This window comes from Vogesella urethralis (assembly GCF_007644045.2).
Taxonomy (GTDB): Bacteria; Pseudomonadota; Gammaproteobacteria; order Burkholderiales; family Chromobacteriaceae; genus Vogesella; species Vogesella urethralis.
This window is the reverse complement of record NZ_VMDW02000075.1, coordinates 38,402-57,803: the sequence shown is the minus strand read 5'-3', so window position 1 is coordinate 57,803 and position 19,402 is coordinate 38,402. Positions and strand designations below refer to the sequence as shown.

At 65.0% G+C, this 19,402-nt stretch carries 20 protein-coding genes; all 20 read right to left on the bottom strand.

Annotated features, from left to right (window positions below; genetic code table 11):
* Window positions 1-30: 30 nt before the first annotated feature.
* Window positions 31-333 carry a hypothetical protein gene (locus FLQ03_RS07380; RefSeq protein WP_170252342.1) on the bottom strand — a complete coding sequence of 101 codons (303 nt, stop codon included), beginning with the start codon at window positions 331-333 and terminating at the stop codon, window positions 31-33.
* Between the two features lie 152 nt (window positions 334-485).
* Complete coding sequence (locus FLQ03_RS07375) at window positions 486-743, bottom strand: acyl-CoA-binding protein (RefSeq protein ID WP_144371344.1); 258 nt, start codon at window positions 741-743, stop codon at window positions 486-488.
* A gap of 105 nt (window positions 744-848) precedes the next feature.
* The gene (locus tag FLQ03_RS07370) at window positions 849-1,433 is read right to left on the bottom strand and encodes an energy transducer TonB (protein WP_144371343.1); all 585 of its coding nucleotides are present in this window, start codon (window positions 1,431-1,433) and stop codon (window positions 849-851) included.
* Window positions 1,434-1,436: 3 nt separating this feature from the next.
* A complete protein-coding gene (locus FLQ03_RS07365) occupies window positions 1,437-2,195 on the bottom strand; it encodes a DsbC family protein (protein WP_144371342.1) in 759 nt (252 codons plus the stop codon).
* A gap of 23 nt (window positions 2,196-2,218) precedes the next feature.
* A complete protein-coding gene (locus tag FLQ03_RS07360) occupies window positions 2,219-3,373 on the bottom strand; it encodes a UbiH/UbiF family hydroxylase (protein WP_144371341.1) in 1,155 nt (384 codons plus the stop codon).
* A 66-nt stretch (window positions 3,374-3,439) separates the two neighbouring features.
* A complete protein-coding gene (locus FLQ03_RS07355; RefSeq protein ID WP_144371340.1) occupies window positions 3,440-4,609 on the bottom strand; it encodes an FAD-dependent oxidoreductase in 1,170 nt (389 codons plus the stop codon).
* A gap of 44 nt (window positions 4,610-4,653) precedes the next feature.
* Window positions 4,654-5,943: a Xaa-Pro aminopeptidase gene (gene pepP / locus FLQ03_RS07350; protein WP_144371339.1), complete on the bottom strand. Its 1,290-nt coding sequence runs from the start codon at window positions 5,941-5,943 to the stop codon at window positions 4,654-4,656.
* Window positions 5,944-5,978: 35 nt separating this feature from the next.
* Window positions 5,979-6,350 (bottom strand): VanZ family protein, encoded by a 372-nt coding sequence (locus tag FLQ03_RS07345; protein WP_240802219.1) that lies wholly within the window; start codon window positions 6,348-6,350, stop codon window positions 5,979-5,981.
* 147 nt (window positions 6,351-6,497) lie between these two features.
* On the bottom strand, window positions 6,498-7,307 hold the full coding sequence (locus FLQ03_RS07340) for a MetQ/NlpA family ABC transporter substrate-binding protein (RefSeq protein ID WP_144371338.1): 810 nt from the start codon (window positions 7,305-7,307) through the stop codon (window positions 6,498-6,500).
* Between the two features lie 44 nt (window positions 7,308-7,351).
* Window positions 7,352-8,038 (bottom strand): methionine ABC transporter permease, encoded by a 687-nt coding sequence (locus tag FLQ03_RS07335; RefSeq protein WP_144371337.1) that lies wholly within the window; start codon window positions 8,036-8,038, stop codon window positions 7,352-7,354.
* Window positions 8,039-8,776 (bottom strand): methionine ABC transporter ATP-binding protein, encoded by a 738-nt coding sequence (locus FLQ03_RS07330; RefSeq protein ID WP_144371336.1) that lies wholly within the window; start codon window positions 8,774-8,776, stop codon window positions 8,039-8,041. It abuts the gene before it with no gap.
* 282 nt (window positions 8,777-9,058) lie between these two features.
* Window positions 9,059-9,820: a hypothetical protein gene (locus tag FLQ03_RS07325; protein WP_144371335.1), complete on the bottom strand. Its 762-nt coding sequence runs from the start codon at window positions 9,818-9,820 to the stop codon at window positions 9,059-9,061.
* 121 nt (window positions 9,821-9,941) lie between these two features.
* Window positions 9,942-10,142: a hemin uptake protein HemP gene (gene hemP, locus FLQ03_RS07320; RefSeq protein ID WP_144371334.1), complete on the bottom strand. Its 201-nt coding sequence runs from the start codon at window positions 10,140-10,142 to the stop codon at window positions 9,942-9,944.
* A 100-nt stretch (window positions 10,143-10,242) separates the two neighbouring features.
* Complete coding sequence (locus FLQ03_RS07315; RefSeq protein WP_206210886.1) at window positions 10,243-12,465, bottom strand: catecholate siderophore receptor Fiu; 2,223 nt, start codon at window positions 12,463-12,465, stop codon at window positions 10,243-10,245.
* Between the two features lie 338 nt (window positions 12,466-12,803).
* Complete coding sequence (locus FLQ03_RS07310; protein WP_144371333.1) at window positions 12,804-14,156, bottom strand: sulfite reductase subunit alpha; 1,353 nt, start codon at window positions 14,154-14,156, stop codon at window positions 12,804-12,806.
* Window positions 14,153-15,166, bottom strand: coding sequence for an FAD:protein FMN transferase (locus FLQ03_RS07305; RefSeq protein WP_144371332.1), 1,014 nt, complete (start codon window positions 15,164-15,166; stop codon window positions 14,153-14,155). Before FLQ03_RS07305 ends, FLQ03_RS07310 begins: the two co-directional genes overlap by 4 nt.
* Before the next feature lie 86 nt (window positions 15,167-15,252).
* Entirely contained in the window at window positions 15,253-16,113 is an 861-nt protein-coding gene (locus FLQ03_RS07300; RefSeq protein WP_144371331.1) for a DUF4198 domain-containing protein, read from the bottom strand.
* 15 nt (window positions 16,114-16,128) lie between these two features.
* Window positions 16,129-16,641, bottom strand: coding sequence for a DUF2271 domain-containing protein (locus FLQ03_RS07295; protein WP_144371330.1), 513 nt, complete (start codon window positions 16,639-16,641; stop codon window positions 16,129-16,131).
* Between the two features lie 60 nt (window positions 16,642-16,701).
* On the bottom strand, window positions 16,702-17,889 hold the full coding sequence (locus tag FLQ03_RS07290) for a DUF3857 domain-containing protein (RefSeq protein ID WP_170252341.1): 1,188 nt from the start codon (window positions 17,887-17,889) through the stop codon (window positions 16,702-16,704).
* Between the two features lie 127 nt (window positions 17,890-18,016).
* Window positions 18,017-19,402: an efflux transporter outer membrane subunit gene (locus FLQ03_RS07285; RefSeq protein WP_144371328.1), complete on the bottom strand. Its 1,386-nt coding sequence runs from the start codon at window positions 19,400-19,402 to the stop codon at window positions 18,017-18,019.

The following is a 19,402-nucleotide window of genomic DNA, read 5'->3' as shown; positions in this document are numbered from 1 at the left end:
AGAACTTCCGGGAGGAGGACACAAAAAAAGCTACCTCGATAATCGAGGCAGCTTTTGCGACGCGTACCGATTAATGATTGGTGGTAGCGTGGTGTGTTGCAGCGGCATTGCTGGAGGATGTTGCACCGATACCGACAGCAACCGCAGCAGCAGTAGCAAGGCCGGCAGCAGAAATACCAGCAATGCCACCAACTGCACCAGCGGCACCAGCGGCACCAGCGGCACCAGCACCAGCACCAGCACCAGCACCAGCACCAGCGGCACCAGTACCAGCACCAGTACCAGTACCAGCACCAGCACCAGCACCTTGCGCCAGAGCGGCGCTAGAAACAACAGCCAGCATCAGGGCAGTCATCAGGGTTTTCTTCATCATTTGGGCTCCCAAAAATAAAATGCAATCGGTTGTCTAGATCAACCTTTTGCATTATGAAGCGTAACAACGAAAAAGTCAGCCGTCATCCTGCTAAGAATTTGTTAAATTCGCTTCAGGCCATCAACTGCTTGACAACATCAACGTAGCCTTGCATTGCCTCGTCGGCAGACTGGCCTTGCAACTTGGCCCAGGCGTCATACTTGGCGCGGTTGATGAAATCCATCATACCAGGGCGTTCGCCCTGCACATCGCCGTCAGTTGCCTGTTTATACAGGGCATAAAGTTGCAGCAAGGTCTGGTTGTCCGGGCGCTCGGCCAGGCTGGTCACGTCTTTCTGCGCTTGCTCGAACAGGGTTTTCAGATCGGACATTGTTTTTCCTTTTCGATTCTGTGGTGTTGCTTCGCAACATCAGTTCATGTGTTGTTAGCCGCCATATCCATCTGGCTGGCGTCAATTTACCATGAAACGATCGTTTCACAAGTCTTCGGTATCCAGCGCTATCTGCTTCACACTCGCCACCGGCTGCCCCGCCTTGCGCGCCGGGGTAAAGCTGGCCGCATAAAAGCGCTGGCGGATGGCTTCAGCGTACGCTTCCGGCAGATCTGTCGGCACTGTCACCCGCACCACATGCCCGCTGGCATCAATGTAAACCTGCAAACGCACATCAGCCGGCAAGTCGTCGGTTTCGGGTAACACGATAGGCTGCAATGGTTCGGCCAGCACATCCAGCTCGTTGGCGCTAAAAAAGCGCGCCATCGCCAAAGCCGGCGCCACGGTATTCGCCGCTGGGGCTGCATCAGGTGCGGTAACCGCCGCCTGCTGTGCCGCCGGCGGTGCAACAGCCTCTGCTGACAGCCCGGCAGCGGCTACCACCTTTTCCGGGGCGACTAATGAGGCCTTGGCTGGTGGCGCAGCCTGCAACCGCACCATCAGCCCTGCTGCACCACCAGCCGCCGGTGGCAAGGCATCCAGCAGCAATAGCAGGCCCAGATGACAGGCCAGCGCCAGCAAGGCACTACACAGCAGGCGCTCGGCAGGTGTGCGCGGTAACAGCTGCATGGCTTACTTGGCAGCCAGATTTTCCTCGATGGTCGCCAGCGGGATGGCGCCGGGCACCAGCGTGCCATTCGGGAAGATCAACGCCGGCGTACCACTGATACCCAGCTTTTCACCGATGGCAGCCACTTCGGCCAGCGGGGTCGGGCAGTTATCCTTGCCACTCAGCGGGGTGCCGTTACGCATGAATGCGGTCCAGGTCTTGGCAGGGTCCTTGCTGCACCAAATCAGGCGCGACTTGCGCTCGGCATCCGGGTGCAGCTGCGCCAGCGGGTACAGGAAGGTGTAAACGGTGACGTTATCCAGCTTGGCCAGCGACTCGCGCTCCAGCTGCTTGCAGTACGGGCAGTCCGGGTCAGAGAACACCACCAGCTTGCGCTCGCCCTTGCCACGCACTTCCTTGATGGCCTTGTCCAGCGGCAGGGTTTTCCAGTCCACCACCACCTTGTTCAGGTCATCCAGACGGGCTTCGGTCAGGCTGCGGCGCGACTTGGTATCGATCAGGTCGCCGGTAATCAGGTGGTCCACTTTGCCGTCCACGTAGACGATGGTGAACTCTTCGCGACCACCGCGCTTCATCTTCACCACCACCTCGTACAGGCCTGCTACCGGCGCCGGCTGCACGGTCGATACCTCGTGCTGCGGGAACTTGCCCTTGAAGGCAGCTTTGACGGCATCGCTGGACTCATCGGCGGCGGAAGCACTGCACGCCATCAGCGGCAGCATCATGGTGGCCAGCACCAGCTGGCGGAAACGGAAAGACATGCTCATCCTTTATTGAATTCTGCTCAAAAACCCACCGCGTGGCGGGCGAGTTGCCGCTTGATCAACGGCAGGCGGTTGGTGAGGTTCAGCCCGGTATTACGCAACCAGGCCAGACCCGGCGTGCCCTTGTCGTGGAATAGGCCAAACAAGGTATCACAAGTAATCTGCATGGTTCGGACAGCCTCTTTGCGGCTTCGTTCATACGCCCGCAGCGCCAGCCACTGGCCGCAGTCGTCGCGCCCGTGCAGCGCTGCGGCCAACCGGGCCGCATCCTGAAAGCCCAAGTTCACGCCCTGCCCGGCCAGCGGGTGCACGGTATGCGCCGCATCACCCACCAGCGCCACGCGCTCGGCAATCACCTGCTCCGGCGTGATCAGGCGCAGCGGGAAGGCCGCCGCCGGGGTCAAGACCTCCAGGCGCCCCAGCGCGGGGCCACCGGCATCGGCCACCACGGCAGCCAGCCGCGCATCATCCAGCGCCAGCAACGGCTGCGGCTGGCTGGTAGACCACACCATGCTGATGCGGTTGCCCGGCAGCGGCAACCACGCCAGGATGCCGTCACCCAGAAACCATTGCCGTGCGATGTCGCCGTGCGGCCGCTCGCAGGCAAAGTTGGCAACCACGCCGCTGTGGCCATAGGGTTTGACGTTGGCCGCAATGCCGCTCTGCTGCCGCACCCAGGAGTTCGCCCCGTCTGCCCCCACCACCAGCGCAGCCGTCAGTTTGCTGCCGTCAGCCAGCACCACGCCGGCTTCGCGCGGGCCGTGCCACAGCGCTTGCGGCCGCTGTCCACGCAGGATGGTCACACCACTGGCCTGCTGCAGTTGCTGCCACAGCGCCGCCAGCAACCAGCGGTTTTCCACGATCCACGCCAGTGCCTGGGCCCCGGCATCCTCGGCGGAAAACGCAATGCGCCCGCCCTGGTCGCCACACACGTCCATCGCGGTGATGGTGCCAATGCGCGCCATATCGGGCCAGGCACCCAGCCCGGCCAGCCACGCCCGGTTAGCCGGGCTAACGGCGTAGACGCGGGCGTCCCAGCCCTGCTCCAGGCCGTCCAGCGGCTCGCCCTGCCCTTCCAGCAAGGCCACACGCCGGCCCTGTTTGTCCAGCGCCAGCGCCAGCGCGGCGCCCACCAGGCCACCGCCCACCACCAGCACATCGTAATGCTCGTTCATTTTCTGCTTTCTGACATGACTGCGGCCAACCTTAACCGAAGGTTGGCCGCAAGAAAACCGTCATTGCTAGACGCCGACGCCAAACACCAGGTGGCTGGCAAACGCACGGCGCGCCGGCGGTAGCGCGTCCAGCGCGCTCATGCCGACACCGCGCAAGGCTTTTACCAGCGGATGATGGCCATCAAACAACTGGATCAGGCCGTGGGTAAAGCCCACCACCGCGTGGCTATCAACGCGGCGCCCGGCGCTGTAACGGCGCAGCACAGCCGCATCGCCCGGGTCGGCCGCACCGGCCAGCGCGTCCACCAGCCCCACCGCGTCGCGCAAGCCCAGGTTGAAGCCCTGCGCCGCCACCGGATGCATGGTTTGCGCCGCGTTGCCGATCATCACCACACGGCCGGACACCACGCGATTGAGCTGACGCAACGCCAGCGGGAACACGGCACGCTCGCCAATGCTGTCAAAACGCCCCAGCCGCTCGCCAAAAGCCTGCTGCAGTTCGGCCAGCACGCTGGCGTCGTCAGCTTCCTTCAGGCGCTGCGCGTCGTCGTGGCTGCGCGTCCACACCAGCATCATGCGCTCGCCGTGCGGCAGCAAGGCAAACGGGCCTTCAGAGCCAAAGCGCTCGTAAGCCACATTGCCGTGCGGCTGGCTGCTGCTGACCTCAGCCAGCACCGCACTCTGGCGGTAATCGTGTACGCGGCGGGTAATGCCCGGCAGGCGCTCGGCCAACGCGCCGCCCTCGGCCAGCACCAGCAGGCGGCAGGTCAGCGTGGCCACCGCATCATCCGCCGTGCGCAGGCTTAGCGTGGCGTAGCGCGACAGCGACTGAGCGCCTTCCACCCGCGTTTGCCACAACACCTTCACGCCGGACGCAGCCAGCGCGTCGGCCAATGCGGCAGTCAGCACCGGGTAGTCGATAACGGCGCCCAGATGCGGCAGCCCCAGGTCGTCATGCTGCAGCACGGTGCGGCCAAAGCCGCCCTGCTGCGACACGTGCACGGTGTCGATCACCGTGGCTGGCAGGCTGTCAGGCCAGGCACCGGCCAGCGCCAGCTGTTCGCGGCTATACCACGATAGCGCCAGCGCCCGCGCGTCGCGCACAGGCTCGCGCTGCGCCCGCGCCTCCACCAGAATCACGTCGCGCCCGGCCTGTGCCAGCCGCAGCGCGGCCAATGCGCCCACCGGGCCGCCGCCCACAATCACTACGTCGCCATGCTGTGGCATGTTCTGCATCTTGCTTCACCCTGTGCGGGCGCCCCCTTGCAAAGAAAACCGGCTCAGCCCCGCATCAGGGCTTCGATATCGTCGATCTGTTTCGGCACTGCGGCGGTGTACACGTAATGGCCGCTGGCCGTCACCTGCACATTATCTTCGATGCGGATGCCGATATGGTGGTAAGCCACCGGCACGCGGTCGTCCGGGCGAATATACAGCCCCGGTTCGATGGTGGTGCACATGCCGGGCTGGAAAGTGCGCCACTGACCGCCCGGCTTGCGCGCGCCCACGTCGTGCACGTCCAGGCCGATGAAGTGACCGATGCCGTGCATGTAGAAGCGGCGGTAGTCGCCAGATTCGATCACGCCATCCACCGTACCCTGCAGCAGTTGGTAATCCAGCATGCCCTGCACCAGCACGCGCAGCGCCGCGTTGGCCGGCGCATCCAGCGCCGCCCCTGGCTTGACCTCGGCGATGGCGGCGAGTTCGGCAGCCAGCACCACGTCGTACAGGTCACGTTGCGGACCGCTGAAACGGCCATTCACCGGGAAGGTGCGGGTGATGTCGCCGGCGTAGCCGCGAAACTCGCAGCCGGCGTCGATCAGCAGCAAATCGCCGTCGTTCAGGCGCGCATTGTTGGCCGCGTAGTGCAGCGTGCAAGCGTTGGCACCACCGGCCACGATGCTTTCGTACGCCGGGTAGCGCGCACCGTTGCGGATGAAGTGGTGCAGCAGCTCGGCCTCCACCTCGTACTCATACATGCCGGGCCGCGTGGCTTGCATCGCCCGCACGTGGGCTTCGGCCGAAATCTGGCCGGCACGATGCAGCACCGCCAGCTCACGCTCGTCCTTGATCAGCCGCATCTCGTCGATCAACGGCAGCAAGTCGCCAAAGCGCTGCGGCGCATCGATACCGGCGCGGGCGCGGGCACGTACCGCCTCCAGCCAGCCAGCCACGCGGCCATCGATGCTGCGGTTGCCCACCGGCCAGAACAGCGCCGGCACGTTTTCCAGCAGCTGCGGCAGCCGGGTATCCAGCTCGGTAATGCTGTAGGCCTCGTCAAAGTCGAACGCCTCCACGGCGGCCGCCGGGCCGTAACGGAAGCCATCCCAGATTTCCATGTCGGGGTTTTTATCGCGACAGAACAGGATGGATTTGCCACGGCGGCCATCCAGCACCAGCACGGCTTCCGGCTCGTCGAACGCGGTGAGGTACAGGAAGTGGCTGTCGGCGCGGTACGGGTAGTGGGCGTCGGCGTTGCGGACTTGCAGCGGGGCGGTGGGCAGGACGGCGATAGCGTCGCCCAGGGTGGCCAGCAGTTGCTGGCGACGTTGAAGCAGGCTATGCGGCATGAGCATGCAACCAGGCAGGAGAAAACCGCGCCAGTTTACACCCGTCTGCGCCACAGGGCGACGCCATGCGCGGCCAACATGACGCCGGTCAAAGCCCCGGCCATGTCGGCCACTGCGTCCAGCACCTCGGCGCTACGCGTGGCGGTGAGCGTACCCTGCGCCACCTCCGAGCCCACCGCCCATAACAGGCACAGGCCCAGCACCGGCGGCATGAGCTGGCGTAATGACTGCCCGTGGCAGGCGCGCGGCAGGGTCAGCAGCACCCCGCCCAGCCCGAACAGACAAAAGTGACCGATCTTGTCGTAATAGGGAATGGCAGACGGCGGCCCGCCCGGCTTCAGCAGCAACAAGTAAACAGTAGCCAGCCACCACAGGGCAGCAGGCAGATAGGCGATCAATCGTGACACGGCAGGCACCGGACGGGGAAAGCGGGCATGTTGCCACGATCACGGCATAAAAAAAAGGCGGGCCGAAGCCCGCGCAAGAAGCCTTGAATGCCAGGAGTTTTCAAGGAAATCGGCCGCGCAGCGCAAGCTGCGCGGGTAAAGCTGTTGTTACTTCCATTCCGCCGGGAATTTGTAGCCAGCGTATTTCGGCTCGGCCCAGGCGCGGAATTCTTTCGATTTGTAGGCCGCGATCACGTCTTTGGCCCACGGCTTGTTCACGTCGGCGGCACGGATCACGCCCCAGTTCACGTAGGCGTAGCTCTTCTCCTGGAACACGGCTTCGGTCAGCTTGATGCCGGAGGAGATAGCGTAGTTACCGTTGACCACGGCGAAGTCCACGTCAGCGCGGGAGCGCGGCAGCTGGGCGGCTTCCAGCGGAACGATCTTGATCTTCTTCACGTTGACGTCGATGTCACGCTCGGAGGCGGTCAGCGGGTTGATGCCTTTTTTCAGCTTGATCCAGCCCAGGTCGTTGAACATCACCAGCGCGCGGGCGAAGTTGGACGGGTCGTTCGGGGCGGACACGGTGCTGCCCTCTTTCACGTCTTTCAGCGACTTCAGTTTGCCCGGGTACACGCCCAGCGGTGCGGTGGGCACCTGGAACACTTCTTTCAGGCTCAGCTTGTGCTCTTTGGAGAAGTTGTCCAGGTAGGGCTTGTGCTGGAACACGTTCACGTCCAGCGAGCCTTCCTGCAGCGCCAGGTTCGGGCGCACGTAGTCGGTGAACTCCACCAGTTTCACGGTGTAGCCTTTTTTCTCCAGGATCGGCTTGATGGCCTGCTTTACCTGGTCGCCGAAGTCACCGACGGTGGTACCGAACACGATTTCTTTCTTGGCCGGGTCGGCCGCGTAAGCGTTGGCCGCGAAAGCCAGGCCTAGGGTGGCAACTGCCAGGGTCTTGAGGGCGATACGACGCATTGTTCTAGCTCCTTGTGAGAGGGATCTCTTTGTTTTTGACAGGGTTAACGCTTGTCCAGGCGCGCGGCCAGGCGGTTACCGGCAAACTGGATCAGCTGCACGATCACCACCAGCAACAGCACCATGGCGATCATCACTTCGCTCTGGAAGCGGTAGTAGCCGTAGCGGATGGCCAGGTCGCCGATGCCGCCGCCACCCACCACACCGGCCACGGCCGAGTAGCTGAGGAAGCTGATGGTGAGAATGGTGAGGCTGGAAATCAGGCCGGCACGCGCTTCGTTGATCAGCACCTTGACGATGATCTGCGCCGGGCTCGCACCCATCGCTTCCGCCGCTTCCACCACGCCACGCGGGATCTCGCGCAAGGTCTGCTCTACCAGTCGGGCAAAGTACGGAATGGCTGCCAACGACAGCGGCACTGCGGCGGCCACCGGGCCGATGGTGGAGCCCACCAGCACGCGGGTAAGCGGCACCAGCGACACCATCAGGATGATGAAGGGGAAGGAGCGCACCAGGTTCACCAGCCAGCCCAGCACGCCGTTGACGGTGCGGTGCGCGAACAGCTGGCCGGGCTGGGTCAGGTACAGCAGGATGCCCAGCGGGCCGCCCAGCAGGATGGCCGCGCTCAAGCCGATGGCCAGCATCAGGCCGGTTTCCAGGCTGGCCTGCCAGATTTCGGGCGCCAGGTCGGACAGGTTGGCCAGCGCCTGGGCCAGGGTCAGTTCTTCCATTTACGCCACCTCCAGCAGGGATTTGGCCAGCGCCGACTGCGCGCTGACCTGCTTGTCTTGCACGGTCAGGATTTCCACCACTTCGCCGGCGTCCAGCAGCGCGGCACGATGGCAAATGGAGCGAATGACGTGCATTTCGTGGGTGACGATCACCACGGTCACGCCAAAGCGGGCGTTGATGTCCTGCAGGCAGTCGAGGATGGACTGGGTGGTTTTCGGGTCCAGCGCCGAGGTAGGCTCGTCGGCCAGGATCACGTGCGGGCGCGGCGCCAGCGCACGGGCAATGCCCACGCGCTGCTTCTGGCCGCCGGACAGCTGCGCCGGGTAGTGCTGGGCGCGCTCGGCGAGGCCAACGATGTCCAGACACTCGGCGACGCGGGCGTCGATCTCGGCGCGGCCCCAGCCGGCAATTTCCAGCGGGAAGGCGATGTTGTCGGCCACGGTGCGGTTGGCCATCAGGTTGAACTGCTGAAACACCATACCGATGTTCTGGCGGGCGCGACGCAGCGCGCTGGCAGACAGCGCGGTGAGCTGCTGGCCGTCCACGGTGACGCTGCCGCTGTCCGGACGTTCCAGCAGGTTGATCAGGCGCAGCAAGGTGGACTTGCCGGCGCCGGAAAACCCGATCAGGCCGAAGATCTCGCCGGCACGGATGTGCAGGCTGGTATCACGTACCGCGTCGAACCAGCCGCCTTCCGGCTTGCGGAAACGCTTGTGTACGTTCTTGAGGTGAATCATCCAAAGCTCCAAAGCAAAAAGCCCGCCGTAACGCTGGCGGGCTTAAGCTGGGAATTTTCGGCTTTGAAAATTCTGGCGAGTAGTGTCGGTTGCTACTCCCCACGCTTTAGCTGTTTTACGCCCGCAAGCTGTGTCAAATCGGCGTTAAATCAAAATCTTGATCGCAATTGAACATCACCCGTTCGTTTGTGTCAAGTATTTATTACCACGTTACTACCACTGGCCATTGGCCGCAGCCGATCAGCGCCGCGGCCAACCTTTGCAGCAACTTGCCACCACGGCCTAGCGCGACTGGCAGGTCACGGTCAGCGTGCCCAAATCGCCAAACTGCAGGCTGGCCGGCACGCCCGGCTGCAACAGCAGCACCCCGGCGTAACTACCGGTAATCACCGCCTGCCCCGGCAGAATGCCCTGCCCGCCCGCCTGCAGGTGCTGCACCAGCCACAGTAAGGGCGCCAGCGGCTGCCCGGCCGGGTGCGCGCCAGCCAGTGTGTCGTCGCGCTCACCCTGCTGCACGCGCAAGGCCAGCGTGCTGGCCGCCCGTGCGGCGTCGATGGCCACCGCCGGCCCCAGGTGCAGGCCCTGGTTCACCAGCCCGTCGGCCAGCGACTGCAAAAACGGCGGTTTGGGTTCGGCGTCAAAGCGGCTGTCGATCAGCTCCAGCGCCAGCCGTACCTGGCTGATGGCAGCCAGAATCTCGGCCTCGCTATACGGCGTGGCGCGCGGTGGCAGGCCTTCGGCAAACACGAAGGCCAACTCCGGCTCTACTTTCACCACGCCATCACGCACCCACGCGTGGCAGGTATCGCCGTCGCTGACGGTGCTGGCGTAGATCGGCGCCACCACCTTGCGCTCGGCGTCCGGCAGGCCGCACTTCCAGCCACCAATGGCATTGCCCAGCAGTGCGCTGACGGCTTGCTGGATGGCCAGCGCGTCGTCTAGCGTGGCCGGCGCCAGTTCGGCGGCCAACAGCGGGCCGCGACTACCGGACAGACGGCGGGAAGCGAGGGTAATGGCAGCCTGGCGGCAGGTATCGGGCGTCATGGCGGGGTTTCCGTTACGTTGGGCAAAACGGCGTTTTACCGGCAATGGCCAAGCCTGGCAAGCTGCAGACGGCAGCGCGCCCCGTGGTTTGCCACGGGGCGCGGATAACGACCACCGGCGGCTACTTGGTCAGGATCAGCTTGTTCTGCTTGGTGATCTGCAGCCGGTACTGCTGGCCGTTGTGTTCGATCAGCAAGGCCTTGCAGTGGGCAAACAGCTGCTCGCTGCTGATCAGCGGCAGCGCAGGCTGCGCTGCCGGCTGGCTGCCGGCCGGCAGCAGTGCCGCGGCCAGCGAATCAAGCGTAAGACTGAGAGTACTCATCGGTGTAACCAGGGTCGGGTCATCATGTAAAACGCACCCCTGCCTATAGCAGGGGTGCCGGTACAGGCCAGGCCACTGCACGCAGTAGCCCGGCAGCGACTTAGAACGTGAAGTTCGCGGTCAGGTTGGCGGTACGCGGGGTACCCGGCACATAACGGGTACGGTTGTTGTTCAGCGAAGCGATGTAGTCCTCGTCAAACAGGTTGTACACGTTCAGTTGCAGGCTGACGTTCTTGTTCAGCTTGTAGCTGGCCATGGCATCCACCACGGTGTAGGCCGGAATGCCCGGAATGTACTCGGTAGGACGCACCTTGGTATTGGTGTTCTTGCCCATGTAGCGCACGCCGCCACCGATGGTGAGGTCATTGTTTACCTTGTAGCTGCTCCACAGGGTGGCGCTCCACTCCGGCGACCAGTCTGCCGACTGGCCGGTCAGGCCTGCAGTAGAGGTGGTGGAACCTTCGGTGATGTCGGTCTTCATGTGAGCCACGCCGGCAGTCACCTGCCATGCCGGGGTGATCTGGCCGACCAGGCCCAGCTCCACGCCTTTCACTTCGCGCTTGCCGTACTGCACGATGGCGCCGGTGACGCTATCGGCCTTGGCCAGCTCGTTCTTGTTGGTGGTCTGGTAAATGGCGGCGGTCAGGCCCAGCTTGTTGTCCAGCAAGTCCCACTTGGTACCCAGCTCGATGTTTTCGGTCTTCTGCGGGTCCAGCGCGGTATTGCTGCTGCTGGTGGCGCTGGTGGATAACGTGAAGTTGTCGCTACCGGCCGGCTTTTGCGAGGTGGCGTACGCCAGGTAAACGCTGCCGTTGGCCGCCGGCTTGTACACCAGGCCCAGCTTGCCGCCCAGCAGGTTGCCGGATTTTTCCAGGTTGCTGGCAATCAGGTTGCTGCCGGACACGGTGGTCACATCGGTCTGGGTGTTGTAATGCTCCAGGCGCAGGCCGCCATTGATCTGCCATTGCTCGTTCAGTTTCAGCGTATCAAAGCCATACACGGCAATGGTATTGGTAAAGCCCTTGGTCGACGCGCCGGTCAGTTTGGGGGCGTAGGCGGTCAGCGTATCGCTGCTGTTCGGGTTGTAGGCGTTGGCTGCAGCCACGGTACCCAGACCATCACGGGTGTAGCTGTTCTGGCCTTCGTGCAGCAGCTCCATGCCTACCAGCAGGTCGTGCTCGATGCTGCCGGTCTTGAACTGGCTTTGCAGGTTGGTCTGGTTGGCCAGGATGGTGTTGTCTTGCAGCGTGCTCTGGCGGCTGCGCGAGCTGGTCCACGCGGCAGAATTGGTGCTGCTGGTGGTGCTGGAGCCCACTGCGGTCAGGATACGATCGGTCTCCGACTTACCGAAGCGGGTGATGTTGGTCAGCTTGTTGCCGTTGGCAAAAGTGTGTTCCAGCTTGCCGGTGATCATGTCGGCAGTCACGTCTTCGTAATCGCCATTCAAGCCGTAGTAGTTGCTGCTGTTCACCGGGGAAGCGGTAACGCCAGCCGGCATGCCGCTATTGTAGTAGCCTTCCAGGCCGATGGTGGGTACGCCGCCATCCGGCACGTTGTCTTGCTTGATGTGCTGCGCATTCAGCGTGAACACGGTGTTGGTGCCCAGGCCTGTAGCCAGCGACACTGCCACACCGTCAGTGTTCTTTTCTACTTTGTCGCGGCCAGCCACACTACCCTGCTGGCGCAGCAGGTTCACGCGCACGGCGGTGGTATCGTCGATGACCTTGTTGGCGTCCAGTGTGAAGCGCTGGTTGTCGGCGGTGCTAGCACCAATGCTGCCGGAGATATTGTCTTCCAGATTGGCGCTCTTGCTGATCAGGTTCACGTAGCCGCTGGTCGCGCCGCGGCCGATGTCGGCACCGGACGGGCCCTTGACGATTTCCACCTGCTCCAGGTTGAAGGTATCCCGCGACACCGCGCCCAGGTCGCGCACGCCGTCGACAAAGGTGCTGGTCTGGGTGGAAAAGCCGCGCATGCTGAAGGTATCGCCAGCACTGGTATTACCCCCCTCGCCCAGCTGCATGGTAATGCCAGGGGTATTTTGCAGCGCCTGCATCAGCGACACCGCGCCTTGCTGCTGCAGCACTTCCTTGCTGATCACGGTAACGGTCTGCGGGGTATCCACCAGCGGCTGCGTCAGCTTGGGCGATGCCGACTTTTCTTTCTTGATGACCGGGGTGGTTTGTTCCGGGGCCGCTACCTTGGTGGTCGGCAGGGTCGCTTCGGTTTGCGCCAGCACCAGGGCCGGCATGGTCAGCAGCGCGATGGCAGCAGCTTGTCGACCCAGGGTCTTGCTGCTTTTGATGTATGCAGAGTGAGCCAATTGATTCTCCAAACGGGATGTCGTGAGTGGTTTTGCTGGCTTACTGCGTCAAACACCCTAGGCGGCGGGCGACAGCTGGCTGGCTACATTGCTTTTGAATTTGTTAATGATAACAACTATCATTAATTTTACGCAACACTTGTTCATACACGGGCAACACACTGGCGATACAAACCCGGCGGCGGCCCGCCACGGGAACGAACCCGGCCAGCCTGCCACGCAACGGCCAAGCCCTGCCGCCACCAGCAGGGACAAGCCTGGCCTGACAGCGCCAGCCGCAAAAAAGCATGCCCCCGCCTGCATAGCAAACGGGGGCATGCCGTTGACGGGCTGCGGGCTCAGTACACGTCGCGGCAGTAGCGCCCTTCTGCGGCCAACGCGTCCAGCGTTGCCTCGCCCAGCACCTCGCGCAATACCGCATCCACGCCACTGGCCATGCCGGCCAGGCTGCCGCAAACGTAAATGGCCGCGCCGTCTGCCACCCACTGTTGCAAGCGCTCCGCCTGCTCGGCCAGTACGTGCTGCACGTAACGGCGCTGCGCCTGATCGCGCGAAAACGCGGTATCCACGTGCTGCAACACGCCCTGCTGCTGCAAAGCCTGCAACTCGTGACGGTAATAGAAATCGTGCGCGGCCTGGCGCTCGCCAAACAGCAACCAGCCCGGCTGCGCGGCGGCCAACTGCTGGCGCGCGCGCAGGTGGCTGCGCAGGCCGGCCAAGCCGGTGCCGTTGCCGATCAGGATCAGCGGGCGCGTGGCGTTATCGGCCAGGCGGAAGCGGCGGTGCGGGCGAATGCGCACATTCAGCACCTCGCCCAGCGCCAAGTCGCGGGTAAGGTGCTGCGAGGCGAGGCCAATCCGCCCCTGCTCGTCGGCGCGTACCCGCACCAGCAGTTGCAGGCTGCCGTCAGCCGGAATCGACGCAATCGAGTACTCGCGCGGCCGCGCCGGGTCGGCCGGCACCTGCACCTCCACCAAGTCACCAGACTGCCACTGCGGCAGCGCGCCGCCGTCGGCCGGCCGCAACGCCAGATGATAGGTGGCGGCACCACAGCTGCCCTCGTTGAGGCAGCGCCGCTCCTGCAGCTGCCAGCGCGCAAACGGCTGTGCCGCCGGCGCCATATCGATAGCGATGTCACCGTCCGGCAGGCCCGCCAGCTCGGCCAGCTGCTGCCGCCATGTCGCCAGTGCCACTTCGTCCAACGCGTCCACTGCCAAGCAAGGATAGAGCGGCCGGGCACCGCTATCGGCCAGCCAGGCGTCCAGCGCGCGGCCAAAGGCACAGAACTGCGCATAGCGGCGATCGCCCAGCGCCAGCACAGCGTACTGCAGGCCAGGCAAGGCCGCCGGCATGGCCAGGTTGGCCGCAAAACGGCGCGCCATATCGGGCGGCTCGCCCTCACCCGCGGTACTGGCCACCAGCAGCAAGCGGCTGGCCTGCTGCAAGGCGGCTACGTCCAGCTGCGCCAGCGGCAGGCACTGCACGGCCAGGCCCGCGGCCTGCAAGGCGGCGGCCGACTGCTGCGCCACCGCCTCGGCCTGACCGCTCTGGCTGGCGTAGGCCACCAGCCACGGCGCGGCCACGCTGGCGGCGCGCCGGCTGCGACGCCACTGCCGCCACGCGGCCACACACACACCGGCATAGGCCAGCCCCAGGCCGGCCGCCCAGATCAGGCGTTCTTGTTCCATCATTGCTCTTCCATCATGTCCAGAAAGGCGCGGCTGTAGCGCGCCTGTAGCTGCTCGCCGTCGCGCAGCAGGAAGGCCGCGGCCAACCCTTGCTGCTCGGCCAGCGCCATGCCGGCGTGCGGGCCCAGCACCGTCAGCGCGGTAGACCAGGCGTCGGCGGCCATGCACTCGGGGTGGATCACCGTCACCGAGGCCACGCCGCGCACTGGCTGGCCGCTGCGCGGGTCCAGCGTGTGCGCGCAGCGCTCCCCGTTGTGCCAGAACACTTTCAGGTAGTCGCCGGAGGTAGCCACCGACAGGCCATGCAGCGCCAGCCGCGGCGCGGCCCACCCTGCGCCTTGGCTGTCGTCCGGCAGCGCCAGCGCCACCCACCACGGCTGGCCGTCCGGCTTCATGCCCTCGCCGCGCAGCTCGCCGCCCACTTCCACCAGAAAGTGGCGGTAACCGTACAGGCGCAGATAGCGCGCCAGCAGATCGACACTGAAGCCTTTGGCTACCGACGACAGGTCCAGCTGTACGCCACCCGGCTGCAGCGCGCTGCGGGTGGCCACATCCAGCTGCAGCGCCTGCCAGCGGCACTGCGCCAGCAAGGCGCGGGCCTCATCCGCCGACGGCGGTACAAAGCCGGGGGCGTCGTAGCGCGGTGCCGGGCCAAAGCCCCAGCGGTTCACCAGCGCACCGGCGGCCGGGTTGTAGGCGCCGTCGCTGGCAGCCGCCACCTGCAACGCGTACTGCAGTACGCCAAAAAAAGCGCCGGGCAGCGGCTGCCAGTTGCCCGCCGGCGCACGGTTGAAGCGGCCCAGGTCGGAGCCGGCTTCCCAGTGGCTCATCTCGGCCACCACGCCGTCCAGCTGCTGCTGCAGGCCGGCGGCCAGAAAATCGGGGATCTCGCCATCGATCGCCACCAGCACCTGCCAGCTGGTGCCCATGGCGTGGCCGGCAAAGCGCACTACGCTGGCGCTGGCCGGCGGACAGGCCGGGTCGATATGGCGGGGAATGAGGATGGCAGTCATGCTTTTGTGCAGTCTTTCAACGTCAAGCGGCAGGCCAGCGGCCTGCCGTGTCAAAACAGGCGAGTCATGCGACCCGCCCGGCGTGCTTATGGCAGCACTTCCAGCGTGGCGGTGTAGCTGGCGCGGAACGGCGGCATCGCCGGCGGCTGGCCTGCCGGTGCCGACTGACCCGGCTTGCCTGCTACTGGCGGCTGGCCGCCTTGCGGTGCAGCCTCGCGCTTGGGCCAACTAGCATTCACCCAGTACATGCCGCCCTGCTTCCAGCTCACCTTGATCTCGCCCTTGGCGTCGGTGGTGTACACCTGCTCGTCCAGCAGGCCGGTGTGACGCACGCCGCCACGTACCACGCTCACCGGAATGCCGGCTACCGGCTTGCCGTCCATCAGCAGGCGGAAGGTGCTTTTGTCACCGGCAAACAGCTCGTTCGGGTGGCTGACGGCTTGCAGCTCCAGCCCCTTGCCAACTGGCTGTTGCACGCCGGCAGTGGGTTTACCGGCGGTCACGAAGGTTTCGATACGGCTGACGCTGAGCGACTTGCTCACCTCGGTGGCCCCGGCCGGAATCTGCTGGTCGATGGTGGCCGGTGTACCGCGCACGCGCTTCACTTCGTTGCCCAGTTTGTAGCTGGCCATCGCGCCTTCGCTCACCAGCGAAACACGGTAGCTGCCCGGCTGCTTCAGCTCGATGTCGAAGCTGTTGCGGAAGCGGCTGCTGGTAATGTTTTGCGGGTTGACGGCAGCACCGTCCGGGCCGGTGATGGTGAGGCCATCCAGCTTCAGCGGCTGGTGCTCGAAATCGAACAGCGCTTCGGACACGGCGGCGTCCACGGTTACCCACGGCTTGTCGCCTTCGATGGCGCCAGCAGACGGCAGCAGCCAGCCACGGTGGGCCTGGGCAGACAGCGAGACCAGGGCCATGGCGGCCAGGGCAAGCAGTTTCTTGTTCATGGTGTGCGCTCCCGCTTATCTGGCGATGACGGTGATCTTGCCCAGCTCGCCCTTACCCTGGGCGCTGGTCTGCTGCTCGCCCTTCGGCGGCCATTGCAGCGGCACGCGTACCAGCTCGCGGCCACCGGCTTCACGCGCCACTTCCACCACTACCTGGTAGGCACCCGGTGCCAGCTTGCCTACCACGGTCTTGTTGTCGGCAAACACCAGCGTGTGCTCGCCCGGCGCACGGGTGGCGCTGGACACGCCGTCTACCGGCAGGGTCAGCTCGCGGCCGCTCTTGCGCCACCACTGGCGCATGTCGTTCAGCCACTTGGTGCCGGCGTTGTCTTTCTTTTTCAGGTCGTACCATACCGACAGGTTGCCGGCGAACTGCTGGTCGGCGGTTTCCAGCCACATGGCCAGGTAGGGGCGGTGGTACTCGGCCACGTTCAGCTGCGGCAGTTCTACTTTCACGGCCAGGTTGGCCGCCATGCCTGGTGCGGCAGCAGACGCCAGCGCCAGCGCCACGGGGTAACGGTATTTCATGCTCAAACTCGCTAGGAGGGGGGTGGATAAAGTGCAGCCAGGCTGCAATGCAAAATCGGTTTACAGCGGCCGCGGGTCGTACGGTGCCCGCAGCGGCAACTGCGGGCTGCCCATCAGTGCCTGGCTGAAACTGCCAAACGGCAGCGGCGTGACGTCTGGCACAACAGGCAGCATGGTTAACGCCGTTGCGCTGACACGCTCGGCCGGGTCCAGCCACTGCGCCCGCATGCTGCCCTGCGCCGGCACGTGCAGCAGTACGTAATCAAACGCCAGGCTGGTGGGCAGCAGTGGCAGCGCGCTGCGATGGCGCCGGGCCAGCTGCGGGTAGCTGTCGATACCGCGTGCGGCCAACAGCGCCTGCAGCAGCGCCACCTTGTCGCGGCTATTGCCGTAGCCCTGCGCCAGCACCTGCTCGGCAGCACGCGGCTGCAGCGCATGGCTGCTGTAGGCCAGATACGGGGCCGGCAGCTCGGCCACCCAGCGGTACAGCGCCTGCATCTCTTTCAGACGCTCGCCATCGCTGGTGGCTACCAGCTGCGCGGCCTTGTCCTTGACGGCAACAGACGGCTGCGGCAGCGGCCACAGCTGTGCGTAGGCCTGACCCAAGGCCGACCAATCGCGGTAGGCCGAGTAGGCAAAGTGCGGCACCGGCTGCGCGCCGTCGCCGTTTAACTGCCACTGCGCTTGCCATTGCACGCGGCCATCGGCCGGCGCCTGCTCGCGGATGTCGGCATTGGCCGCCACCTTCAGGCCCGAGCTGGCCGGCGCGCCAAGGCTGAAGCGCACCGAACGCAGGTTCTTGACGCTGGCCGGGTAGAAGTCGCCCTGCGCTGCCTGTAGCGGTAAGCGCTGGCTATCGGTACGGAAGCGGTACACCACGCGCGCCCCCTTGGCCGCCTGCGGAAAGGCAATGTCCAGGCTGCGCATGCTTTGCGTGTAAGGGTTGTCTTGCCCCTTGCTGTACGGCTGGTCAGTCATCGCGCTGGCCGGTACCGGCACGCGGCGGCCGTCGGGCAGCACGGTGTAGGCCTCCAGCACGGTGACGGTTTGCGTTTCGGGCCGGTACTCCAGCTGGCGGACGCGGTTGCGTGCCACGTCGCTGTCGTCTTCCAGCAGGATGTCGCGCGTCATGTCTTGCGTACTGCGGCCAACCTGTAGCTGCAGATCGACGTGGTACACCAGGTTGACTTCGGCCATGGCCGGCAGGCTGAGCAACAAGGCCAGCGGGAACAGATGCGGTGCGTTCATTTTCGTAATAATAATCCATTTGAGAACTATTATCATATATAAAAACACGACACCATTCATGCAAAAAGCATGCAATCACTGCTTATTGCTGCCGCCACGCCGATACGGCGTGGCCGCTCTGGTCAAGCTACGCCTCGGGCTGCCAGCCGCCGCCCAGCGCCTTGATCAGCGTCACCACCGCTTGCTGGCGTGCCAGCCGCTGCTGCAGCAGGCTGTCGCGGCTGCTGGCGTGGCTCTTCTGCGCCGCCAGCAAGGTCGCCATATCGACCAGGCCCTGCTGCTGGCGAATGCGCGTCAGCTGTAGCGTACGTTCGGCCTCGCGGCTGCTTTGCTGTTGCAGGCGCTCCTGTTGTCGCGCCAGCGCCACCGCGTTCAGCGCGTCTTCCACCTCGCCCAGCGCGGTCAGCGTGCTCTTGCGGTAGCCGTACAGCAATTGCTGGCGGGCGACCTGGCTGCTGGCCACTTGCGCGCGCAGCTTGCCGCCGTCAAACAGCGTTTGCGCCAGGCTGGCGCCCAGGCTCAGGGTTTGCGTCGCGCCGGACAGTGACAGCAAGGCGCTAGAGGCCAGCCCGGCGCTACCGGACAGCTGCAGGCTGGGGTACAGCGCGGCGCGGGCGGCGTCCAGGTTGGCCGCCGCAGCTTCCAGCTCGCTTTCTGCTTTTGCGATATCGGGCCGGCGGCGCAACACCTCGGACGGCAGGCCGGCCGGCACGTCCGGCACCCTCAGCTCCAGCAACGGCTCGCTGGCCACACTGAAGCCCTGCGGCAGCTGGCCGGCCAGAATGGCCAGCGTGTTCAACAGCGGCTGCTGCTGGTTTTGCAGGCTCAGCACCGTGGCCTGCTGCGTGAGCCAACTGCTGCGTACCTGGCTGACGTCCAGCTCGGTGGCGGCGCCGTGGCGCAAACGCGCTTCGCTGATGTCCAGCAACTGGCGGCTGTCGCGCAGATTGGCCTGCGCCAGCGCCAGCCGCTCGCGCACCGCCTGCAGCTGGCAGTAGGCGTTGACCACCGCCACCACCAGAGTCTGGCGTGCGGTGGCCAGGTCGTAGCGGCTGCCCTGCAGGTTGGCCGCCGCCGCGCGCTGGCTGGCGGCCACCTTGCCCCACAGGTCCACTTCGTAGCTAAGGCCGGCCGACAGGCTGCTGCTCTTGCTGCTACTGCGGGCGCCAGCGGCCGTTTCGGTTTCACGCTGGCTGCTGCTGCCGCTCAGGCTGACCGACGGAAACAGGCTGGCCGCCGCGCTGTCGGCGCTGGCTTGCGCCTGCTGCACGCGGGCGACGGCCTGCGCCAGGTCCGGGCTCCCTTGCAGCGCCTGCTCTACCAGCCGGTTCAGCTCGGCCGAGCCGAACAGCTGCCACCAGCGGTCATCCAGCACGCTGGCGTTGCCACGGGCGCCCGCCGGCGTCTGCCAGGCGTCGGGCAGTGCCAGCGCAGTGTCTTGCGGCGGCGTGGTCTGTGCGCAACCGGCCAGCGTGGCCGCCAGCAGCGACAGGGTAAAAGCTTGATAACGCAT

Coding starts and splice junctions, on each gene's coding strand:
- FLQ03_RS07360 (WP_144371341.1), bottom strand. CDS start 3,373: ATGAACGAGCATTACGATGTGCTGGTGGTGGGCGGTGGCCTGGTGGGC.
- hemP (WP_144371334.1), bottom strand. CDS start 10,142: ATGAGTACTCTCAGTCTTACGCTTGATTCGCTGGCCGCGGCACTGCTG.
- FLQ03_RS07355 (WP_144371340.1), bottom strand. CDS start 4,609: ATGCAGAACATGCCACAGCATGGCGACGTAGTGATTGTGGGCGGCGGC.
- FLQ03_RS07295 (WP_144371330.1), bottom strand. CDS start 16,641: ATGAAATACCGTTACCCCGTGGCGCTGGCGCTGGCGTCTGCTGCCGCA.
- FLQ03_RS07285 (WP_144371328.1), bottom strand. CDS start 19,402: ATGCGTTATCAAGCTTTTACCCTGTCGCTGCTGGCGGCCACGCTGGCC.
- FLQ03_RS07335 (WP_144371337.1), bottom strand. CDS start 8,038: ATGGAAGAACTGACCCTGGCCCAGGCGCTGGCCAACCTGTCCGACCTG.
- pepP (WP_144371339.1), bottom strand. CDS start 5,943: ATGCCGCATAGCCTGCTTCAACGTCGCCAGCAACTGCTGGCCACCCTG.
- FLQ03_RS07375 (WP_144371344.1), bottom strand. CDS start 743: ATGTCCGATCTGAAAACCCTGTTCGAGCAAGCGCAGAAAGACGTGACC.
- FLQ03_RS07370 (WP_144371343.1), bottom strand. CDS start 1,433: ATGCAGCTGTTACCGCGCACACCTGCCGAGCGCCTGCTGTGTAGTGCC.
- FLQ03_RS07340 (WP_144371338.1), bottom strand. CDS start 7,307: ATGCGTCGTATCGCCCTCAAGACCCTGGCAGTTGCCACCCTAGGCCTG.
- FLQ03_RS07330 (WP_144371336.1), bottom strand. CDS start 8,776: ATGATTCACCTCAAGAACGTACACAAGCGTTTCCGCAAGCCGGAAGGC.
- FLQ03_RS07290 (WP_170252341.1), bottom strand. CDS start 17,889: ATGAACGCACCGCATCTGTTCCCGCTGGCCTTGTTGCTCAGCCTGCCG.
- FLQ03_RS07365 (WP_144371342.1), bottom strand. CDS start 2,195: ATGTCTTTCCGTTTCCGCCAGCTGGTGCTGGCCACCATGATGCTGCCG.
- FLQ03_RS07325 (WP_144371335.1), bottom strand. CDS start 9,820: ATGACGCCCGATACCTGCCGCCAGGCTGCCATTACCCTCGCTTCCCGC.
- FLQ03_RS07310 (WP_144371333.1), bottom strand. CDS start 14,156: ATGATGGAACAAGAACGCCTGATCTGGGCGGCCGGCCTGGGGCTGGCC.
- FLQ03_RS07305 (WP_144371332.1), bottom strand. CDS start 15,166: ATGACTGCCATCCTCATTCCCCGCCATATCGACCCGGCCTGTCCGCCG.
- FLQ03_RS07300 (WP_144371331.1), bottom strand. CDS start 16,113: ATGAACAAGAAACTGCTTGCCCTGGCCGCCATGGCCCTGGTCTCGCTG.